The following is an 18,474-nucleotide window of genomic DNA, read 5'->3' on the forward strand; positions in this document are numbered from 1 at the left end:
CCCCTTACTGAGGATGGGCTTAGGAAGATAGAGCTAAGCGGCTGGAATGGTGAGGTGATATTGGCAAAGCTCTCGCTTACCCTGCCAAGCGCCTTTCCTTCTATAAAAACCTAACGTTAACGTCTCCTGGGCTAACTAAATTTAGCTTGGGAGACTTTAATGTTGCCAAATAAGTTAAGCCATCTCAGTAAGATATTCAAAAGCTATGTATATTAAATTTTAAAACTTTGGCTCGACTCACGCAACTGTTTTATTTCAGTTTGTTTGATCTCGCCAGATATACCCTTTCTTTATTTCTCTTTACCCATAAGGCCTGATAATCCCTCACTATAAAAGGCAGGTGTGCTTACCAAGGGGCTTAAATTGCTATGTCTACATTTACGATCGCTGGCTTTACCTTTGACGAGACTGATCTAGTCACCGATGGCTCGATTGTCGATGGAGCATCCAGAACGCTCCTCTTTGGGTCTGGACTGCAATTTCCAGAGCTTTTAGATAACACAGTCGGCTCACTTGTCGGCGGCAGCAATGGGCAATCCATTGCCTTGGGCAATCTTTTTAATCGCTCAACCCTTGAGCTAACCTGGAACGCTGGCCTTGGCCCCGTCAACCAATCGGGGGATGATTTTGTCGTCTACGAGAACGGCTTTGCTAGAGCGCCGGAAGATTACGCCGTAGCCGTGCGCAATGCCGCCACCGGACTGTTCACTCCGTTTCGCTACGAGTTCTTTGATAGCTATGACGAAACTGCCGTCAACGGCCCCGCAGATGGCACGGGGCTGTTTGCTACGGCTTTTGATCTAAGCGACTTTGGCTTAGCTACCGGAGAAGCGATTGATGCCATCCGAATTGTGAGCTTGCTAAAAACCGACACAGTCGATAGTGCCGATGGTCAAGGTGTAGTCAAGCTAAACGAGACCCAACATTCAAATCTGCTGGGCAATCTGTTCAATCGCCCCTTGCCAATCGGTAGGTTTGACCCCGATATTACGCTGGTGGCTGGCTTAACTACGGGCGTATCGCTGCAACCCCTACAACTGTTTGATGCTGACAATAATCTGGTAGGTGGTTTCAGCAGCATTCAAGCGGCGGTTGATGCTGCTGCCGATGGCTACACGCTGCTGGCAGCAGCAGGCACCTATAGCGAAAATGTCACCCTCGATAAAGCAATCACATTAGTTGGGGCCAATTTTGAGCAGGCTGGCAACGATGCGGCTCGCGGTGCCGAATCAATTCTTGCGGGCTCGTTTACCCTAGCCGACGACAATATTTCTATTCTGGGGTTTGAGTTCACTAACAATACAGCTGCGATTCGTGGGGGCGGCGACAGCAGCGTTAATTTCAACAACATTACGATTGCCTTCAACGACTTTGTCGGACTGACCGACAACAATCAAACCTTTATCACCAATGGCTTTGGTACCGGCGGGGGAATATCGGGTGGCTCTAACTGGTCAATCACCAATAATTATTTCGACGGCATCACCGGCAACGATGCCTCGATTATGCGGATTGACAATGTTGATGGCTTGCTAATTGCTGACAATGTCGGCATTCATGACGATGCCGCTGTTGTAGGTCGGCGAGGCATTCAAATCGATAATTCTCAAAATGTCGAAGTTTTAGGCAACGTCGTCGATCTGGGGGTAACAGACTTTTCTAATGAAATAGCCGCCTTTACCGCCGCCCGATATAACCTCCAGCTCTCTCTAGATGTTGACGGTTCTGCTAATTCCACCACTAATGTAACCATTGCCGACAACACCTTTTCTGGAGCCTACGACGGCATCGTTACCCTAGACGATCGCGATCTGTCGGCAGTTGATATCGTTGACAATAGCTTCTCCAATGCGTTCTATGGCATTCGGTTAGCGGCCGCAGAGGGCACCCCAGCCCAGGGCACACAATCTGACATTAAAATTAGCGACAACAGTTTTGCTGCGATCGCAGCCGCAGCGGTGGCCTTTGACCATCGCGAGCCAACGGAAACATTTGCTGACATTGTCGTTGAGGACAACACCTTTAGCGGTGAGTTTGCTGGCATTACCCACGTCAGCGGCGATACGCGGAGCCTGGCCGGAACTAACACCTTTGAAGGGGCTGACGGCAGTGACAACCTGTTAGGGGGCAGTGGCGACGACACCCTATTCGGCTTTGGCGGCAATGATCTGCTCGATGGTGGCGCAGGCAACAACACAACCTTTGGCGGGGATGGCGTAGACACCTTTGGCCTATTTGATGGCGCTGGTATCACCACCGTGCTGGACTTTGACCCAGCGGTTGACAAGCTCACCAACGCTACCTTTTTTGATGTCATCTTGGCCCAGGGCACGGGGGTAGAGGCGCGCAATACGTTTGTCTTAAATGCGACCTCGTTTGATGTGATGACGAAGTTGTTATTGACCGATGCTGTTGATGTTACCGCAGCCAATTTTGTTTAAGCCCGATCTGAGAGATATAGTTGCCGCCTCTATATTTGGGATAGAAATTTCTCCCTATATATATAGAGGAGGGTTTTTGAGTCTGGCCTTAAGGTGTAGTCAGGCACAGTCGATTGAAGGCAAGGGTAAGCAGCTTTGGCCAAGCCAAATTTCAAGGCAAATCAAAGCTTAGAGTATCAACTTTAGAGAGCAAATTTTTGCTTAAGAGCTGGCCATTTTTGGCCAGATTTTGGGCTGTTTTTTGCTGCTCCGACTTCGTTTGATGCTGCTGTATATTACCCTTTCGCCAGCAAAATCAAAGAAGTGTTTACCTCTGAGATTAAGCTTAATTCTGTAGTCACCCAAAAACACCAGAGGAACCTATGTTTTTCCATAAAAAAGATCCTGTTCATACCGTTCAAGTTAATGAGGCCGATCCTGTATTTGCTCAACTGCTGCTAGAGCAGTTTGGTGGGGCCACCGGTGAACTCACGGCTGCTCTTCAATACTGGGTACAATCCTTCCACGTTGAAGACCCCAGCATTAAAGACATGCTCCAAGACATTGCGATCGAAGAGTTTGGCCACTTAGAAATGGTGGGTAAGCTTATCGAGATTCACACCAAAAATACCGACCAAACCCCAGCCTACAACAGCACACTCTTTGCTGTTCGCGGCATCGGGCCTCACTTCCTCGACAGCCAGGGCAGTAGCTGGACAGCCAGCTACATCAATGAAGGTGGGGATGTCGTTAGAGACCTGCGCGCCAACATTGCGGCGGAAGCTGGTGCTCGCCAGACCTATGAATCGCTGATTAAACTAGCTACCGATGAGGGCACCAAAAAAACCCTCACCCATCTGCTAACGCGGGAAATTTCTCACACTAAGATGTTTATGAACGCCTTAGATGCGATGGGTAAGCTGACCGATCCAATGTTTGGCAACATTCAGCCCGACGAAACGGTAAACCTTTACTACAATCTCTCTACCGATGACAGCGGTAAAGATGAGCGTGGCCCCTGGAACTCTGAGCCTGACTTTAAGTATATTGCTGACCCAGTTGCATCTCGGAACTAAGGCTGAATTGACCTCTCTTCAGGATGTCTATATCCTTGAGCGAGAGTAGATAAGTCTATTCTGTATACTCTTTAGACCACCTTCGGTACTTCATTAAGTATCGGAGGTGGTTTTTTCTATGTCTACCAGTCACAATTGCAATAAAAAAGGAGGGTTCGCTAGTTAACGAACCTTCCTTTTCTGGTAACTATCAAATGTGACAACCTCTGCTTTAGTAGCGAGGATTGTTGGTGGAGGTTGTGGTAGTGCGATCGGCGTAGCTAACCCGGTTGTCGTTGTCGCGATCTTTTCCTTTCAGACCCGCTAGACCGGCTAGACCAATAAGACCCAACCAACCCCAGTCAAATCCGTCGTTATTGTCGTTGGTGGTAGTCGTGGTGCCAATACCGTCGGTAGTAGTAGTACCAACCCCGTCGCTACCGGTAGTGGTTTGAGCAGACGCGGGCAGGATGGAAGGCAGAACGGCAAGGCTTACGGCGAGAGCGCCAGTACCTAGCCAAGTAGCCAAGGATTTATTTTTCATGGGAGAAACCTCAAGAAATAGCTGTTAGTGAAATGGAGCAACGCAGACGTGGCATCAACACAAACGATTGATACCTAATCTAGATTTCCTATACCCTCATAGTATGTTTTTCCTCTCGACCTGCTATTTGCCGTTGGATGGAGATTGATTCTATTTACTCTGGCTTAGAAGACAGTGGCTGGATCGTTTTAGGCTCTACCCTTACTCATAGTTAATTAGACATCGAACCTATGAGGGAGCCCACATCTATACAGGTAGTTCAGCACCTACGGCGCGCTAACCAGGTAGCTCAAGCGGCTATGGCCCAGGGGCACCATCCTTTTGGGGCTATCTTGGTAGCTCCAGACCACGCCACTGTCCTGCTAAAGCAAGGCAACATCGATACGGTGAACCACGCCGAATCGACCTTGATGCGGCGCGCCTACGCTAAGTTTGAACCCGATTTTTTATGGAACTGCACGCTTTACACGACGGTGGAGCCCTGTGTGCTGGGGCGCAGTATTGGGCTAATGTGGGGCGGCTGGTCTACGGCATTGCAGAAAAACAGCTGCTGGCGCTCACGGGCAACCACGCTGAAAACCCCACGCTAGATGTGCCCTGTCGCTATGTGTTTGAGCGGGGTCAAAAGGCGATCGCCGTCTGGGGGCCGATCGCTGAGGTGGAAGTAGAAATTGTCGCCCTCCACCGCGGCTTTTGGAGGTGAGTAGCCTGATGGTTTTAGTCATGAGGACAATAGCCAACTGATTAACTTGATTTTGGTGGATTGGAGCTATTAGCCTTTTTGTGATGCATCAAAGTTGTCAGCGCTCTCGATAACTCAGCCTCGTCTTTCAAAGCTTGTGCGAGGCGTTCTGACAATTCTCCAAGAACAACTCGGATACTACTGGCTAGCTCTAAGCAGTCCTCATCTGACAATGCATGCACTCCTTCACTCAAAGCACTGTGTAAGAGTAAGAGCGGGCTATGTCCATTGATCAGTAAACTTTCTGGCACTGCATTCCTCGTCATATCAAGCGCTCGACTGAATTGCGTTTCTTGCACAGCGTCCCGCAAAATCTGAATTTTGTCCAATGGCAATGATATCTTCTCTGAAACCTTTATAATTTCTTTAAGAATACGATTTTTTTGATTTTCTACCACGCGCCGATAATAGACAAAAGCACCTATTCCTAGGCCTTGATTTTCACATCTTCTTCCTTTTAGGAAAATATCTCGATCAGGACCTATTAGCTTAATCAGACGAGATGGAGTTGGTGGTCCAAAGGGCGGCGACTCGCCAAATTTGTATATTTCTCCAGTAGGTTGCTCTATATGATCCATCTTCACAGCTAAAGAATAATGTTTTTCAGTCTGCCGACAGTTCGAGCATTGATAAGTCAAAAAGAAAAATTTGTAATGAGCAGCGGTATAGCGTTTATCGGTAGAAACACATCTAAAAAATCGAATTCCATCGCAGACTTCACTAGCACAATGCAACTGAATTTCTGGAGTATTAAGAATTGGAGTGTAACTAGGTTGAATCACAGCCAGATCACTGACGCGAGCAACTTGGTTTGGGGGGCTGTCCTCGAAAAATTCCGAGAGCAAACTGTCCTGTGGCTCTACCTGAACTTCATCTGCGTCTGAACCCGTGCTCATCTTATACTCCTCAAATCTTATTTACCGAGACGGCTCACTCATGATTGTAGTCAGCGCCTGGCACGACATTGCAACTTCACCAGTGGGTTTCAACAGCCTGTTGCACCACGGTTGCTATGCAGTGGCGCAATGCGACGCTCCCACTGCTCCTTCGTAATGCGCCAATCTACCTCGTTCCAACCTCGCTTAGACATCCATGGAGAACCTGAACGAATAGCGACGACTTCTGCGCCAACCCACTCTGCCAATCGGGCGATTCGCTTATTCGCGCTTACGGTAGAACCGGAAATTACATCCAGCTTTAATTCCTGAAACCCAAAATTGAGCAGAGCACGCCCCACTTCTATTGCGTAGGCATAGCGGCCCCAATAGTTGGGTGCAAGTTCGATGCCTAATTGCATCTCACCAGCGGGGCACCGTGCTCCCCGCAGTCCGCAGCAGCCGACGAGCGCTTTAGGTTTTTGTTGTTGCACGATCGCGAGTTGGTAATTGGTGCGGGGGCGATCGGTAGCCCAGCTCAGGAATGTGTCAAACAAACGTTTTGCCTGTTCGGCATTGGCGTCACTTGGTTCGTAAAAAGTTTGGCTGCGTGGATCGGCTTGATAGTCTAGAAATGAAGGTCGATCCAACTCAACAAAATCACGCAACAGAAATCTTCTAGTCACGATTTCCATATCAGCGAACCTAATATTAAAATTGTCGAAAACCGCAGACTCAAGATCGAGCGGTTTTGAGTCCGCCCATCATGTTTTCCTTGCGTTTTCAGAAGGCAGGCTTTGAAGATGCAGCCTTAACCGCGGTGCGCCGCCTTGATCGCAGCAACGTCGATCTTTTTCATTTGCATCATTGCGTCAAACGCGCGCTTGGCGGCAGCGGGATCGGGATCGGTGACCGCTTTGGTCAGGGCGATCGGCGTAATCTGCCAGGACAATCCCCATTTGTCCCTACACCAGCCGCACGCGCTCTCCTCGCCGCCGTTGCCGACAATCGCGTTCCAGTAGCGATCGGTCTCGGCTTGGTCATCGGTTGCGACCTGAAACGAGAATGATTCGTTGTGCTTAAACGCAGGGCCGCCATTGAGCCCGAGGCAGGGAATTCCCATCACTGTAAACTCGACCGTTAACACATCCCCTTTTTTCCCAGACGGAAAGTCTCCCGGCGCGAGGTGCACCGCGTCAACGGATGAATCGGGAAAGGTCTCGGCGTAAAACTGCGCCGCATCCTCGGCATCGCCATTGTACCAAAGGCAAATTGTGTTCTTTGCTGCTTTCACCATGTCACTTCTCCATTGTGATGGGCCACCCGAAATCGGAGTTAATAATGCGATCGCAGTCAAAGAGCATCAGCTCGGCATACTTTTCTGCGTCAATATACGGCAAATTCGTACCATTCTGGCGCTGCTTCAGTGTGCTGCGCATAGGCGGAATAACTCGCATTTGGCTTACTTTCTCTCTTTACTTCTGAATGACATCTTTAGTCAGAGCAATTAACCAGAGCTTGCGTTAAAAAATTGACCTTCGAGGGGGAGTTAGTCTGGAAATTGTTTAGTATGACTTCCAAGAATAGGGCGTTATACAGATCTTGCTCTGCATGGTAGATCTCGTACGGGGTGCTATGTAAATAATTCAGCAATTCTTCATTGCAGGTAGCGCAGTCTAGCTCCATGTTGGTTGGGTCACTGCGCTTTAGAGGAACTGCTACCCATTGATCCGGGGGCAGACTACCCATTCATCTGGGGTTGATTCAGCGGCGGCTTCGGCATCGTAGGAGATAGCAACCTTACGTTCACCCACCCGTCAGCAGCACATGTCAGAGCAGACGATTAAATGTCACACCAGCGCTATCTTTGCGGTGCGTTCCCGTTGTCTCTCCTCGATAGAGAATTACTCCCCAAAATTGACCTAAGGTGGTGAACAGTTCCTTGCCTTTCGGTGGCTACCCGTTGGCAGACCTCAGCAGACCGCAGCAACACGGCATTTTGGTTGCTGTGGTGCTTCAGGTGGTCTTTAGCCAGTGGGGTCTGATGAACTTTTTGTTTTCGACTACCCCCCTCAGCCTCAGTCCAAGGGCTACTTTGTTTAGGAATATCTTTACCGATGGTTGTAGTGGCGATGCTGGCCAATCGCCTCAATCTGCAAAATTTAGGGTCAGATTCTAGGAACCGCAACCCCACCGCACTGGCTACAGCCCCCCCGAGGGTGTTCGACTCGAACCTGTAATCTGAATGATGCTTTGCTTCGGTAAGGTCTTTACGATCGAAAGAGAATATCGATTATCTGTTGTTCTTACCGAATTGTTTTGACTCATTCGATCACAACCGCACCCACTGTTGAGGGTACTCAACCGGCCACCCTCAATACCGCTTACCGCCGCCGTCGGTGGCTGCCAGAGCAAGTCTTGTTTACTCCTGCCGCCCTAGACGAGCCTTGGGGACAGCAAATTTTAGAGCGAGTGCAAGCACTCGACCTACCCGTGGAATATCTCAAGCAAAATCGCCTGACCGGCCTGCGGGGAGACACCGAGCGCGAGACCTATGCGATCGCCAAGCGCACCCTGGCTGTGGTCACCGCACCGGCTAGCCAGCTCAAGTTGACGCCAATTCCGCCCTCGGCCGACTGGCAGTTTCATCTGGCCCAGGGCTGCCCGGCCCACTGCCAATACTGCTACCTGGCGGGCAGTCTCCAGGGACCACCCGTGATTCGCGCGTATGCCAACCTGCCGCAGATTTTAGACAACCTCAAGCACTACGAGCACCCCGATCGCCCCACCACCTACGAAGTTAGCTGCTACACCGACCCCTTGGGCATTGAGCACCTCACCGGCAGCCTGGCAGAGTGCATTCGCTACTTTGGCACGCGCGATCGCGCTCACCTGCGCTGGGTCTCTAAGTTTGACCAGGTAGACGACCTGTTGGCCCTGCCCCACCACGGCCGCACTCGCTGCCGCTTCAGCATCAATGCCGCCTCTGTTTCCCGACTATTAGAGGGGGGCACAGCCTCGGTAGCGGAGCGATTGCAGGCCATTCGCAAGTTAGCCCTGCCGGTAGAGCAGGGCGGCGGTGGCTACCCAGTGGGGCTGGTGATCGCGCCGATTATGCCGATTGAGCACTGGCAAGACGAGTATGGCCAGCTCCTGGAGGAGGCTGCCAGCGCCCTCGACTTTGACTGCGACCTCACCTTCGAGCTGATCTCCCACCGATTTACCCCTGGGTCGAAGGGGGTGCTAGAGCAGTGGTACCCCAACAGCAAGCTAGACCTAGACGAGTCAACCCGCACCACCAAGCGCAACAAGTTTGGCGGCACCAAGTACGTCTACGATCGCGACACCATGACCGAGCTGCGCACCTTTTTTGAAGGGGCGATCGCGCGGTGGTTTCCCCAGGGCAAAATTCTCTACTGGACTTAGTAGGTTGTTAAGCCAGAGATGACAGATTGATGGGGTACAAGGTTCAAGGTTCAGGGTGCATGACCTGCCTTGAACCCTAAACCCTAGACCGTCAAACTGGTCTTCGCTCTGGTCAGACACAATGACCCGAAAGTTTTTGTAGGTCTGGGCGCACAGACTGGTCAGGGTAATGGCCAAGGCATCAGTCAGGTTATAGGTGGGAATCAGGACGTCGATGGTGGGCATAGCAAGGTGAGGGGTAAGGGGGATTTTAGCAATCAAAATTCCCTAGGTAGAGTTAGGCTTTGCAGCTGTAGGGTGGGCAATGCCCACCCAAACCTCAGAGTAGGCGTACAGCGCTAGGGCATGATTTGCTTTATTGATGTACACCTAAAACTCACTTAATTGACTTGACGGTCTTATTCTTCAAGCCTTCGCGGCTGTGGCGCAGGTCAGACAGCTGCCCAGTGGGCTCGCGCTTGAACTCGTCGGGCACCTGATCGCCCATTGGCCCTTTGCCGACGGTCACACCACCGTCGGCTAGCCACAGAGCACCAGTCACGTAGCTGGCCTCATCCGACGCCAAAAAGGCGTAGACGTTGGCCATTTCTTCCGCCGTGCCTCGCCGACCCATGGGGGTCGCCTGAATTAGGGTTTCCTCCATCTGCTCATCCATGGGGCCGGTCTCTTTGTGGGTCCAGGCCGTGTCGATTGCACCGGGACAGACGCAGTTAGCTCGCACGCCGTGCTTGGCCTGCTCCACCGCTACGCCCTTCATAAAGGAGTGCACCCAGCCTTTGGTGCCGCCGTAGACTGCATTTTGGGCCAGTCCGTTAAACCCGGCCTCTGAGCCAGCCGACACAATGTTGCCCCGGCTCTTTTGCAGATAGGACAGGGCGTATTTGGTCATCAAAAACGCCGAGCGAATGTTCATTTGAATAGTGCGATCGAACAGATCGACTGGGTAGTCTTGGGTTTCAGCGGTGACTAGAAATACCCCAGCATTGTTGACTAAAATATCGAGCTGGCCAAAGGCGTCGATCGCTGCCTGCACACAAGCCTCGGCCTCTTCAGTCTGGGAAATATCGCCTTTGTAGGTCACGACCTCGCCGCCGTGCTGCTGAATGGCTTGGGCGACATCCTCAATTGGGTCGTCGGGCAGGCCGTTGATCAGAACCTTGGCCCCTTCAAGGGCAAATTTATGGGCGATCGCCTCGCCAATTCCGGTAGCAGCCCCGGTAATTACAGCCGCTTTGCCGTCTAAACGTCCAGTCATGGGTTAATCCTTAAATACTTCTAGTAAGCGCTCCTTTAGGATTAGAAGAACCAGCTGGAATTGCCTCTGTTAGAGGTGAGATTCAGCCGCCGCTTTTTCGTTTTGTAGACTGAAAATATTTCTTAGCGGGCTAATTTTAACGGCACCATCCCTTCTGAACCAGTTGATAAGATCGTCGAACTGGCTCCCCTGATAGACGTAAGCGTTGGGCAAAACCGCTAACCTCCTAGTAAATGCAGGAGAATTTTCATGGCACATCCCATCGGCAAAACCTACTGGGCGATCGCAGAGGGCTACATTCCCCCCGACGACACCGACCGGCCGCCAGAATTTGTCAGCCATGAGACCGCCTGCCTGCTCAACACCTCTGACCAGGAGGCCCAGGTGCAAATTATGCTGTACTTCAGCGATCGCGAACCCGTCGGCCCCTATCACATCACCGTAGCTCCCCGGCGCACCAAGCACGTGCGGTTCAACGACTTGCAAAAGCCTGAACCGGTGCCCCGAGGCACCGAATACGCCAGCACAATCACTTCTAATGTGCCGATTGTGGTGCAGCACACTCGGCTCGATTCTCGCCGCACAGACGTCGCGTTGCTCAGCACCATAGCCTACGCCGGTTGAGGCTCTTGACGATATTTTTTAGTCAGGGTTGAATTGAGGCGCAAATCGGTCGAAGCGCCGTTGCAAAAAAACGCTTCACAGGAACAAGAATCTGTAGAGCGAAAAAGTCCATTAGGTCAGGACAGGTTCGCTGTAGTGGCGTTGCAGTGCAATGCCACTACCAGAGGATTCCGCTGACTGCGAATGCACTATACCAGCTCCCCTTCGCTAACGGTGCCGGTGAAGCGTACGGCAATGCCCTCGTTGACGAGCGATCGCCCTACCTCGGCAAATAGCTCCGGTGGGTTTCGATTCATACCTTGAGTCAGCAACGTTCTGAAAGTTTTTTCTCCGAAAACTGCGCCGTTTGAACAAGATATTTGGCAAGGTCTAGTCGCTGATTGGTAGCCGTTTGGTAGAAGCACTGCCGCGCGCTTCCGAGTTGCAAGTGGTGAGCCGATCGCTGAGCACGGTGGATCCAAATTCAGACCACCGAAGAGCGAAACAGCGGCTGTTAAGTCAGGGTTTGTGAATTTATCTAGCGCGATCGCTCCATTTCTGGCGTATTTTGTAAAAATGAATACAGAAATGCTTGACTGACCTACTTCTTGTTCGCACAAACTTTTTTTCGCACCAAGATCGGTCTGTCGCCCGCATTAACCCCTCAGAGGCGACCTCATGATCCCACAAGTCCATTCTCAAACTGACCGCAAGCCCGCTGCTGGGTGGCAGCCCGTTTGCCATATTACTTACACCCGCGACACCTGGGTCAAGCTGGCCCAGCCGCTCAGCGCCTACGCTGCTGACGAGGCCAAGCTGCTGTGCCAAGCGTCGCCCGATACCTGGGTTGCCTGGGTGCCCGACCACGGCGAAACCGTGCTACACAAAAGCCACTTTTACGCCTAATGCATCCCCAATCTCTGCCCGAGTCAGCCATCGATTGGGATGAGCTGTTTGACTACCTGCCCGGCACCCTTGTTGAGCAGGTAGACCAGCCCGGCATTCTCTACGAAATTGAGGGCTACGAAGCCACCATGGTGCCGCCGATCTGGCTGGTGAATGATCCGCGCCCGCGCTATCCCCACGAGCTGCGCATTGTGTCTCGGCAGCGCGCTCGGGTCTGTGCGCTAGAGCCGCGATCGACCCCAACTAAGACGATGCGCCCCGTTTGAGCAATTTTTCTTGCCAGTTGCGCGACAGCAAGGGGCAACTGGCAAGCTCTATCGCCGCCGCGCGATCGCCCAAATCATGGTGCATGATGCGGTTGGCGCGGGCCACAGTCCACTCCGGGTAGGGGCGATCGCACAGCGTTATCGCCAGTCCCGGCTCGACGGTACCCTCCTGCAACACTCGAAAATACCAGCCGCTACGGCCGTTGGCCTTGACCTGGAGAGCTAAGTCTTCTACGCGCCAGCGGCGAGACAACTTCCAGCAGGGCTGCCGGGGTTGTGACACCTGTACCCTAGCGCTGCCGATCGCATAGATATCGCCAATGCAGGCCTCAGCCTCGGTCTGCCCCGCCACGGTAAAATTTTCGCCAAAGCCGCCGTAGGGCAGGTCGGAGTTGTGTAAGTACGATCGCCAGTCAGGGTAGTGCTCGGCGCTGTAGGCCAGCACCGCTTTATCTACGCCGCCGTGGTTTTTCAGATCGGCCTGGCCATCGCCTGCCAGGTGGGTGGAGCCCACCCACACCTCCCCCGCAATCGGCTGCTTAAAGAACCCGGTGATCCAGGGCTGATCCATCGGGTCGGCGGCGGTTTCGGTGCCCAGGGTTTGGGGCAGGCCCACCTGAATTGAGACAAGCTCAGGCATAGTAATCAAACGATAAGCGACAGAAAAAGGGCGTGTCTTAGCTAAGACACGCTCTCTCTAGAATACGCTTACTGGTTCAGCACATCCCGCTTGTGCTGGGGTGCTGCCGCAATGGCGGCCACCTGCGACCTGAGTTCTTCAGATACGCCCATTTCTTCTAAGGTCAGCATCAGGTCTTCGGCAACGGCATCAAAATGTTCGCTATTCAGGCCGTGGTTTGCGACCAATTCTTGGTGAGCTTCGCGCATGTAGCGGCCGTCGTACTTATCGGTGCCGCCAAAGGCATAGGTCAAAAAGGCCTTTTGGTGCGCCCGCTGCTTGGTCATATTGACGTTGGCAAAGAAATGCTTAATGCGCTCATCTCGTAAGACCCGCTCGTAGAATTTATCGACCGCTAGGTCAACAGCAGGGGCACCGCCAAGTTGGTCAAAAAGAGTTGTCATAGTCTGCTCTGGAATAAGGGGTAGTGCCCTTAGAATGCCCTACCCCAGCAAACCATCTCTACTCTAGGCACCCCAACCGGGTTTCTTAATAGCGAATCTGTAGGGTCACCTGAGCCTGTACCGTTTGCTCACCCCCTACCACTGGGGTAGAGGCATCGGCCGACATGCCAGCGTACTCGGCCTGCCGCATCATCGGTACTGGCATGGGCGGGGCTGCCCCATTGATTTGAACGCTGACAATCTCCTGCGATCGCAGGTTCAGGCTCCCTAGCACCACCCCTGCCTGAGATTGAGCATCCGCCACGGCCTCGCGCAATGCCTGCTGACGAGCGGCCTCTAGGGCAGCGTCTTCGGCCACAAAGCTAACACTGCGAATCTGGTTGGCCCCAGCATTCACCGCATCGTCGAGCAACGAGCCAGCGCTCTCGGTGGGCACCCGAAAGCTGACGGTGTTGCTGCCGGTGTAGCCGATCACATCGTTGCGACCATTCTCATAGTTGTAGCGGGGGCTGAGCTGAATGCCGGTGGTTTCGAGCTTTTCCACCCCTCGCGATCGCAGCAGCTCAACCACCGCCGCCGTGCGCTGGGCCACCTCGCGCTGCACCGCTTCGGCATCGGTGCCCTGCACATCGACCCCTAGGTCAATCTGAGTTTTGGTTGTCTGCACTGATTCTTCACCCTGACCGGTTACGGTTAGCGTTCTCATAGCTGCCTCCTGGGCGATCGCTGTGGGGGTAAAGACAGGCACAAAACCGAGCCCTGAGATCAGGGTCGCCGACATCACTGCCGCCGCCGCCATCCGTCTGGGGGTAAAAGACTTAATTTTCATGGGCCTCACACTCATTAATAGAAGTTTGTCCATTCACTGTGCCACGGCAACTTTAGGACAGCGGCGGTGTTACCAATTTCGATACGGATGCCGAGACCCGTCGGGCATCCTGAACCTAAGGATGATGACTTTCACAGGCCTACAAATCAAGCCTAATTTTGGATAGCCTATTACAGATAAGCCACCGTTACCCCAGTGCCACCGTCGGCCTGGGCCGCAGGCTCAAACCGCTGAATCTGCGGATGCCGCTTGAGGTACTCATGCACCCCCGCTTTGAGCTTGCCGGTGCCGTGGCCGTGGATGATCCACAGGGCGCCGCTGCCTTGGGCGATCGCCTCCTCCAGTACTGCCTCTGATTCCGCTACCCGCATGCCGCGCAGATCGATCGTGTTGCGGTTGGTACGAATGGCGGGGGCGGGTGGGGCAGCCTGGGCGGCGGGCACAGTATCGACGGGTTTAGTCTTGACCGGCACCTCTGCCTTTTCGCCCCGCAGCGACTCAATATCGGCCAGGCTGACGGTGGTTTTCATCAACCCAAATCGCACGGTGATGCGGTGGTCATCATCGGGGGCGGTCAGCACCTCGGCAGTCTGCCCCAGACTGGGAATGCGCACGCGATCGCCCACCGCTGGCCGGTAACCTGGTTTCGCCGGAGACGGCGCAGCCGCAGGCAGACGAGATTGGGCGATCGCATCCACTGCCTCTGTCGCTCGCTGGGCATCTTGGGCGGTGGCATCGCCCTGCTGCAACCGGCGAATTACCTTGGCAATGTCGCGCTTGGCGTCAGCGATTGCCTGCTGCACAGCCGCCTGCTGCTGGAGCTTGAGTTCCTGCTCGCGATCGCGCAGCATATGAGCTTTGTTCTGCACCTCACGATGAAGTTTTTCGGTAGCGGCTAGCAGTTCGGCGGCCTCCTGCGATCGCTCCTCCTGCTGACGACGCTGGGCTTCTAGCCCGGCAATCACCTGGTTGACATCGTCCTGCGACCCCGTGGCCATCAGAGTTGCCGCTGCATCGATCACCCCGGCACTTAGCCCCAGCCGGCGCGCAATAGCCAGTGCATTCGATCGCCCCGGAATGCCCCACAGCAGCCTATAAGTTGGCGACAGCGTCGCCTCATTGAACTCCACCGAAGCATTCTCAAACCGCCCATCCTGATACTTCAGCGCCTTTAGCTCGCCATAGTGGGTCGTGGCCATCGTCAGCCGCGCCCGATCGGCCAGGTGCTTGAGCAGGGCAATGGCTAGAGCCGTCCCCTCCGTTGGGTCAGTACCCGCGCCAACTTCGTCGAGCAGGACGAGGGCATTAGCGAAAGGAAGCGAGGGGATAAGAGAGTGAGGGGATGAGGGAGTGAGGGAAGGGGAAGATGCAAACAAACCTTCCATCTCTTCCCCATCTCCCCCACCGTCCTCATCTCCCTCATCTTCTCCACCACTCAGCGCCGCCAAAATTCGCCCAATTCGCCGAATATGGCCTGAAAATGTCGACAAACTCTGCTCAATCGACTGCTCATCGCCAATATCAGCCAGCACCTGCCCAAACCAAGGAATCTCCACTGGTTCACGGGCGGGTACATAGAGGCCTACGCGGGCCATCAAGGCCGCCAAGCCCAAAGTTTTGAGCGTTACAGTTTTGCCGCCGGTATTGGGGCCGGTAATCGCCACCACCCGCAACTCGGGGCGAATCAACAGATTGATCGGCACCACCTCAGGCCCCTGCTCATGGCGCTGCTGCCACACCAGCAGAGGATGGCGCAGCTGGCGCAGGGTAGTTTGCTCTTGGGGTTCAATAAACCGGGGTGGGTTGGCCTCTAGCCACAGCGAGTAGCGGGCGCGGGCGTGGGCCAAGTCTAGTTCGGTAACCACCGCCAGCAGGTGGGTTAGGTCGCCGTAGACCTCTGCCACCGCGTCGCTGAGCTGCCGCAGAACAATGTCTTCCTCGGTTTTTTCCTGGCGCAGCAGCTGGCGCAGCCGGTTGCCCAGCTCAACTACCGACTGGGGCTCAATGTAGAGGGTAGCGCCGCTGGCGGAGGCGTCGTGCACAATGCCGGGCACCGCATCTTTTTGGGGTGCTTTGACCGGCAGCACGAAGCGATCGCCCCGCTGGGTAATCAACAGCTCTTGCATAGCCCCCGACTGGCGCTGCAAAATTCGTTGAAGCCGCTGCTGAATGTCTTGTCGGGTCGATTTGAGGCGATCGCGCACCTCCCCCAGCTTAGGACTGGCCCGGTCGGTGACATCGCCGCGATCGTCAATGCAGTGATAAATCTGCTGTTCCAGCTCAGGGTGGGTGCTCAGGTCGGCCACCAAATCCTGCAAAACCGGTATATCCTCCGGCGGCTGGGCGTCAATGGTGCGCCGCAGCTGGCGAGCGCCATGTAGAGTAGTAGCAATGGCCAGCAGCTCATCACCGCTGAGTAGCCCCTGGCGATAGGCCCGCTCCACCGCCGTCCCGATATCGCGAATGCCGCCAAAGTTGAGGCCGCTGTTGTGTTGCTCCAGCCAGTCGGCCTCCTGGGTCTGAGTCAGCAGATTAATGCTGGCTGCTTGAGTTTCAGGCGTGACTAGTGCCTGGGCCGCTAGAGTACCGCGCTTAGTAGCGGCGAAAGTAGACAAGTGCTGGCAGAGCCGAGGCCACTCCAGCAACTCCAGGGTTTCGTGGTGAATTAACGGCAGCTCAGACAGGGGAATTACGCTCGCTCAAGACATTCCTTTAGTATAGAGAACTCCCGCCGCAACCTGGCTCGAACTACCGACCCAGCCCCAGTCTGATATAGTTCAACCCTCAGTTCTAAGCTATCAGTTCAATCAACCAAATGCCGCATCGGTGAGAGAAGACACTACCCACCGTTGTTAAGCACCCCTCAATATATAGCTGGCCATGGCCGTCAAAACCTACGCTCTGGTGTATAGCGGCGAAGTTTTAGCAGGGGTCTTTGACTACGCTAATCTTGCCCAGGCCACAGCTGAGTTAACCGACCTGAGCTAGGTTCCAGTTGGGCAATGGATGCCCCCTTAGATGGGGGACGCGACCAGGCAAGGGTGGCTGCTCCCAGACGATCGCGATAATACTCTAGCCAACGAAAGATGCTAGGTTGCAGAAAAGGTTTTAGGTATAAGGTTCAGGGTATAAGGGGCATGATTTGCCTTATACCCTGAACCTTGCATCCCAAGCTGCTCTGGCCTGTCAAAGTCGCAATAGTCAACTGCCACTCTTCCTTGGGTGAGAATGTCCCCATTCTCAGGGGATTTTCAGAGTTGTAGGGTGTAATTGCAAGACGTTGTTTAGCGTTAGCTGGTGCCAACCAGATTGCTTTGGCAATCGTATGATGAATGCTGTTTTACCTACCTAGGGTTCATGGTTCAGTCTCCCCCCTCTCCAGCGATCGCAGTTACCTCCTTTGATCAGCGGCTTGGGCAGCCTCTCACCAAGCTGCCGATTTCTGTGTTGCAGGTCAACCTGGGCCGCAAGTGCAACCTGGCCTGTACCCACTGCCACGTGGAGGCTAGCCCCAAGCGCACTGAAGAACTTTCGGTTGAGGTCTGCAATCAGCTCATCGAACTGCTCCGCCGGTTTCCGCAGATTGCCACCGTTGATCTGACTGGCGGTGCCCCCGAGATGAACTACGGCTTTCGCCCTCTGGTGGAAGCGGCGCGGCAGTTGGGCAAAACGGTGATGGTGCGATCGAACCTGACAATTTTCTTTGTGCCTGGATTTGAAGATCTGCCAGAATATTTTGCCCGTCACCAGCTGCATGTGGTGGCCTCGCTGCCCTGCTATCTCGAAGATAATGTCGATAAACAACGAGGATCGGGGGTCTACACCGAGTCTATTCAAGCGCTACAGCGGCTCAACCAGTTGGGCTACGGCCATGACCCAGCCTTGCGTCTAGACCTCGTCTACAATCCACCCGTGCCCCGCAGCGCCGAGTTTTCGTTGACCCCCAGCCAGACGGTGCTACAGGCTGACTACGAAGTTTATCTGCGATCGCATTTCAACATCGCCTTCAACCAGCTCTATACCATCACCAACCTGCCCATTGGCCGGGTTAAGCAATACTTAGAGGGCAAAAATCTCTACGGTCCTTACCTACAATTTCTTTCTAATCACTACAACCCCGCCACCGTGCCCAACTTGATGTGTCGCCAGGAGCTTTCTGTCGACTACGAAGGCAACATTTATGACTGTGACTTTAATCAAATGGAAGCCGTGCCCAGCCTGGGGCGCAGCGGCCAACCTCTGACCGTGGCTGATTTGCTGGCGGCCAACTCCATAGATGCGATCGAGACAGTGCAAACCCGCCCCTACTGCTATGGCTGCACCGCCGGCAGCGGGTCTAGCTGTGGCGGTGCTCTAACCTAGGGCGTGTAATCAATTAGGTAAGCTGGGATGAGTTGTGTTTCAGCCTCCGATACTGATGACAACCCGCCGCTACGCCCTACGTGATGACCAATGGGACCGGATCAAGGA

The 18,474-nt window shown here is 53.9% G+C and carries 17 protein-coding genes and 2 pseudogenes; 8 read left to right on the plus strand and 11 right to left on the minus strand.

Annotated features, from left to right (window positions below):
* Positions 1-368: 368 nt before the first annotated feature.
* Both H6F57_RS27870 and H6F57_RS01270 read left to right on the plus strand, forming a co-directional pair.
* The gene (locus H6F57_RS27870; protein WP_190624800.1) at positions 369-2,441 is read left to right on the plus strand and encodes a hypothetical protein; all 2,073 of its coding nucleotides are present in this window, start codon (positions 369-371) and stop codon (positions 2,439-2,441) included.
* A gap of 362 nt (positions 2,442-2,803) precedes the next feature.
* Entirely contained in the window at positions 2,804-3,496 is a 693-nt protein-coding gene (locus H6F57_RS01270) for a manganese catalase family protein (RefSeq protein WP_190624801.1), read from the plus strand.
* Positions 3,497-3,707: 211 nt separating this feature from the next.
* Here the strand turns inward: H6F57_RS01270 and H6F57_RS01275 are convergent, their stop codons facing one another.
* Positions 3,708-4,019 (minus strand): WGxxGxxG family protein, encoded by a 312-nt coding sequence (locus tag H6F57_RS01275; protein WP_190624802.1) that lies wholly within the window; start codon positions 4,017-4,019, stop codon positions 3,708-3,710.
* A gap of 230 nt (positions 4,020-4,249) precedes the next feature.
* Between H6F57_RS01275 and H6F57_RS28215 the strand changes: the two are divergent.
* Positions 4,250-4,722, plus strand: a pseudogene (locus tag H6F57_RS28215) (nucleoside deaminase).
* A gap of 41 nt (positions 4,723-4,763) precedes the next feature.
* Here H6F57_RS28215 and H6F57_RS01285 read toward each other — a convergent pair.
* From H6F57_RS01285 to H6F57_RS01300, 4 genes are all read right to left on the minus strand, one after another.
* Positions 4,764-5,657, minus strand: a complete 894-nt coding sequence (locus H6F57_RS01285) for a hypothetical protein (RefSeq protein WP_190624803.1) — start codon at positions 5,655-5,657, stop codon at positions 4,764-4,766.
* Between the two features lie 89 nt (positions 5,658-5,746).
* Positions 5,747-6,331, minus strand: coding sequence for a GNAT family N-acetyltransferase (locus H6F57_RS01290; RefSeq protein WP_190624804.1), 585 nt, complete (start codon positions 6,329-6,331; stop codon positions 5,747-5,749).
* A 116-nt stretch (positions 6,332-6,447) separates the two neighbouring features.
* Positions 6,448-6,933, minus strand: coding sequence for a VOC family protein (locus H6F57_RS01295; protein ID WP_190624805.1), 486 nt, complete (start codon positions 6,931-6,933; stop codon positions 6,448-6,450).
* 1 nt (position 6,934) lies between these two features.
* Positions 6,935-7,093 (minus strand): hypothetical protein, encoded by a 159-nt coding sequence (locus tag H6F57_RS01300; protein ID WP_190624806.1) that lies wholly within the window; start codon positions 7,091-7,093, stop codon positions 6,935-6,937.
* A 946-nt stretch (positions 7,094-8,039) separates the two neighbouring features.
* On the opposite strand from H6F57_RS01300, the gene H6F57_RS01305 reads away from it, so the two are divergent.
* Positions 8,040-9,062, plus strand: coding sequence for a spore photoproduct lyase family protein (locus H6F57_RS01305; protein ID WP_190624818.1), 1,023 nt, complete (start codon positions 8,040-8,042; stop codon positions 9,060-9,062).
* Positions 9,063-9,179: 117 nt separating this feature from the next.
* Here the strand turns inward: H6F57_RS01305 and H6F57_RS28220 are convergent.
* Both H6F57_RS28220 and H6F57_RS01315 read right to left on the minus strand, forming a co-directional pair.
* A pseudogene (locus H6F57_RS28220) lies at positions 9,180-9,287 on the minus strand (glycosyltransferase); the annotation flags it as partial.
* A 151-nt stretch (positions 9,288-9,438) separates the two neighbouring features.
* Complete coding sequence (locus tag H6F57_RS01315; RefSeq protein WP_190624807.1) at positions 9,439-10,317, minus strand: SDR family oxidoreductase; 879 nt, start codon at positions 10,315-10,317, stop codon at positions 9,439-9,441.
* Between the two features lie 249 nt (positions 10,318-10,566).
* On the opposite strand from H6F57_RS01315, the gene H6F57_RS01320 reads away from it, so the two are divergent.
* The 3 genes from H6F57_RS01320 (at position 10,567) to H6F57_RS01330 (ending at position 12,092) form a co-directional block, all read left to right on the plus strand.
* Positions 10,567-10,941, plus strand: coding sequence for a sensory rhodopsin transducer (locus H6F57_RS01320; protein WP_190624808.1), 375 nt, complete (start codon positions 10,567-10,569; stop codon positions 10,939-10,941).
* Positions 10,942-11,598: 657 nt separating this feature from the next.
* Positions 11,599-11,826, plus strand: coding sequence for a hypothetical protein (locus tag H6F57_RS01325; RefSeq protein WP_190624809.1), 228 nt, complete (start codon positions 11,599-11,601; stop codon positions 11,824-11,826).
* A complete protein-coding gene (locus tag H6F57_RS01330) occupies positions 11,826-12,092 on the plus strand; it encodes a hypothetical protein (RefSeq protein WP_190624810.1) in 267 nt (88 codons plus the stop codon). Before H6F57_RS01325 ends, H6F57_RS01330 begins: the two co-directional genes overlap by 1 nt.
* Here H6F57_RS01330 and H6F57_RS01335 read toward each other — a convergent pair.
* The 4 genes from H6F57_RS01335 to H6F57_RS01350 form a co-directional block, all read right to left on the minus strand.
* Complete coding sequence (locus H6F57_RS01335) at positions 12,070-12,732, minus strand: MOSC domain-containing protein (RefSeq protein ID WP_190624811.1); 663 nt, start codon at positions 12,730-12,732, stop codon at positions 12,070-12,072. The two genes, H6F57_RS01330 and H6F57_RS01335, sit on opposite strands and share 23 nt — an antisense overlap.
* Before the next feature lie 68 nt (positions 12,733-12,800).
* Positions 12,801-13,175 (minus strand): group 1 truncated hemoglobin, encoded by a 375-nt coding sequence (locus H6F57_RS01340; protein ID WP_190624812.1) that lies wholly within the window; start codon positions 13,173-13,175, stop codon positions 12,801-12,803.
* Positions 13,176-13,260: 85 nt separating this feature from the next.
* Positions 13,261-13,956: an SIMPL domain-containing protein gene (locus tag H6F57_RS01345; protein WP_190624819.1), complete on the minus strand. Its 696-nt coding sequence runs from the start codon at positions 13,954-13,956 to the stop codon at positions 13,261-13,263.
* A gap of 218 nt (positions 13,957-14,174) precedes the next feature.
* Positions 14,175-16,679: an endonuclease MutS2 gene (locus H6F57_RS01350; protein ID WP_190624820.1), complete on the minus strand. Its 2,505-nt coding sequence runs from the start codon at positions 16,677-16,679 to the stop codon at positions 14,175-14,177.
* 682 nt (positions 16,680-17,361) lie between these two features.
* Between H6F57_RS01350 and arsS the strand changes: the two genes are divergently transcribed.
* On the plus strand, positions 17,362-18,366 hold the full coding sequence (gene arsS / locus H6F57_RS01355; RefSeq protein ID WP_190624813.1) for an arsenosugar biosynthesis radical SAM (seleno)protein ArsS: 1,005 nt from the start codon (positions 17,362-17,364) through the stop codon (positions 18,364-18,366).
* The last annotated feature ends 108 nt before the right edge of the window (positions 18,367-18,474 follow it).

The sequence above is a fragment of the Leptolyngbya sp. FACHB-60 genome (assembly GCF_014695775.1).
Taxonomy (GTDB): domain Bacteria; phylum Cyanobacteriota; class Cyanobacteriia; order Phormidesmidales; family Phormidesmidaceae; genus Nodosilinea.

Excerpts from the sequence above, each read along its gene's own strand:
- H6F57_RS27870 (WP_190624800.1), top strand. The coding sequence starts at position 369 with ATGTCTACATTTACGATCGCTGGCTTTACCTTTGACGAGACTGATCTA.
- H6F57_RS01270 (WP_190624801.1), top strand. The coding sequence starts at position 2,804 with ATGTTTTTCCATAAAAAAGATCCTGTTCATACCGTTCAAGTTAATGAG.
- H6F57_RS01275 (WP_190624802.1), bottom strand. The coding sequence starts at position 4,019 with ATGAAAAATAAATCCTTGGCTACTTGGCTAGGTACTGGCGCTCTCGCC.
- H6F57_RS01285 (WP_190624803.1), bottom strand. The coding sequence starts at position 5,657 with ATGAGCACGGGTTCAGACGCAGATGAAGTTCAGGTAGAGCCACAGGAC.
- H6F57_RS01290 (WP_190624804.1), bottom strand. The coding sequence starts at position 6,331 with ATGGAAATCGTGACTAGAAGATTTCTGTTGCGTGATTTTGTTGAGTTG.
- H6F57_RS01295 (WP_190624805.1), bottom strand. The coding sequence starts at position 6,933 with ATGGTGAAAGCAGCAAAGAACACAATTTGCCTTTGGTACAATGGCGAT.
- H6F57_RS01300 (WP_190624806.1), bottom strand. The coding sequence starts at position 7,093 with ATGCGAGTTATTCCGCCTATGCGCAGCACACTGAAGCAGCGCCAGAAT.
- H6F57_RS01315 (WP_190624807.1), bottom strand. The coding sequence starts at position 10,317 with ATGACTGGACGTTTAGACGGCAAAGCGGCTGTAATTACCGGGGCTGCT.
- H6F57_RS01320 (WP_190624808.1), top strand. The coding sequence starts at position 10,567 with ATGGCACATCCCATCGGCAAAACCTACTGGGCGATCGCAGAGGGCTAC.
- H6F57_RS01325 (WP_190624809.1), top strand. The coding sequence starts at position 11,599 with ATGATCCCACAAGTCCATTCTCAAACTGACCGCAAGCCCGCTGCTGGG.
- H6F57_RS01330 (WP_190624810.1), top strand. The coding sequence starts at position 11,826 with ATGCATCCCCAATCTCTGCCCGAGTCAGCCATCGATTGGGATGAGCTG.
- H6F57_RS01335 (WP_190624811.1), bottom strand. The coding sequence starts at position 12,732 with ATGCCTGAGCTTGTCTCAATTCAGGTGGGCCTGCCCCAAACCCTGGGC.
- H6F57_RS01340 (WP_190624812.1), bottom strand. The coding sequence starts at position 13,175 with ATGACAACTCTTTTTGACCAACTTGGCGGTGCCCCTGCTGTTGACCTA.
- H6F57_RS01345 (WP_190624819.1), bottom strand. The coding sequence starts at position 13,956 with ATGTCGGCGACCCTGATCTCAGGGCTCGGTTTTGTGCCTGTCTTTACC.
- arsS (WP_190624813.1), top strand. The coding sequence starts at position 17,362 with ATGGTTCAGTCTCCCCCCTCTCCAGCGATCGCAGTTACCTCCTTTGAT.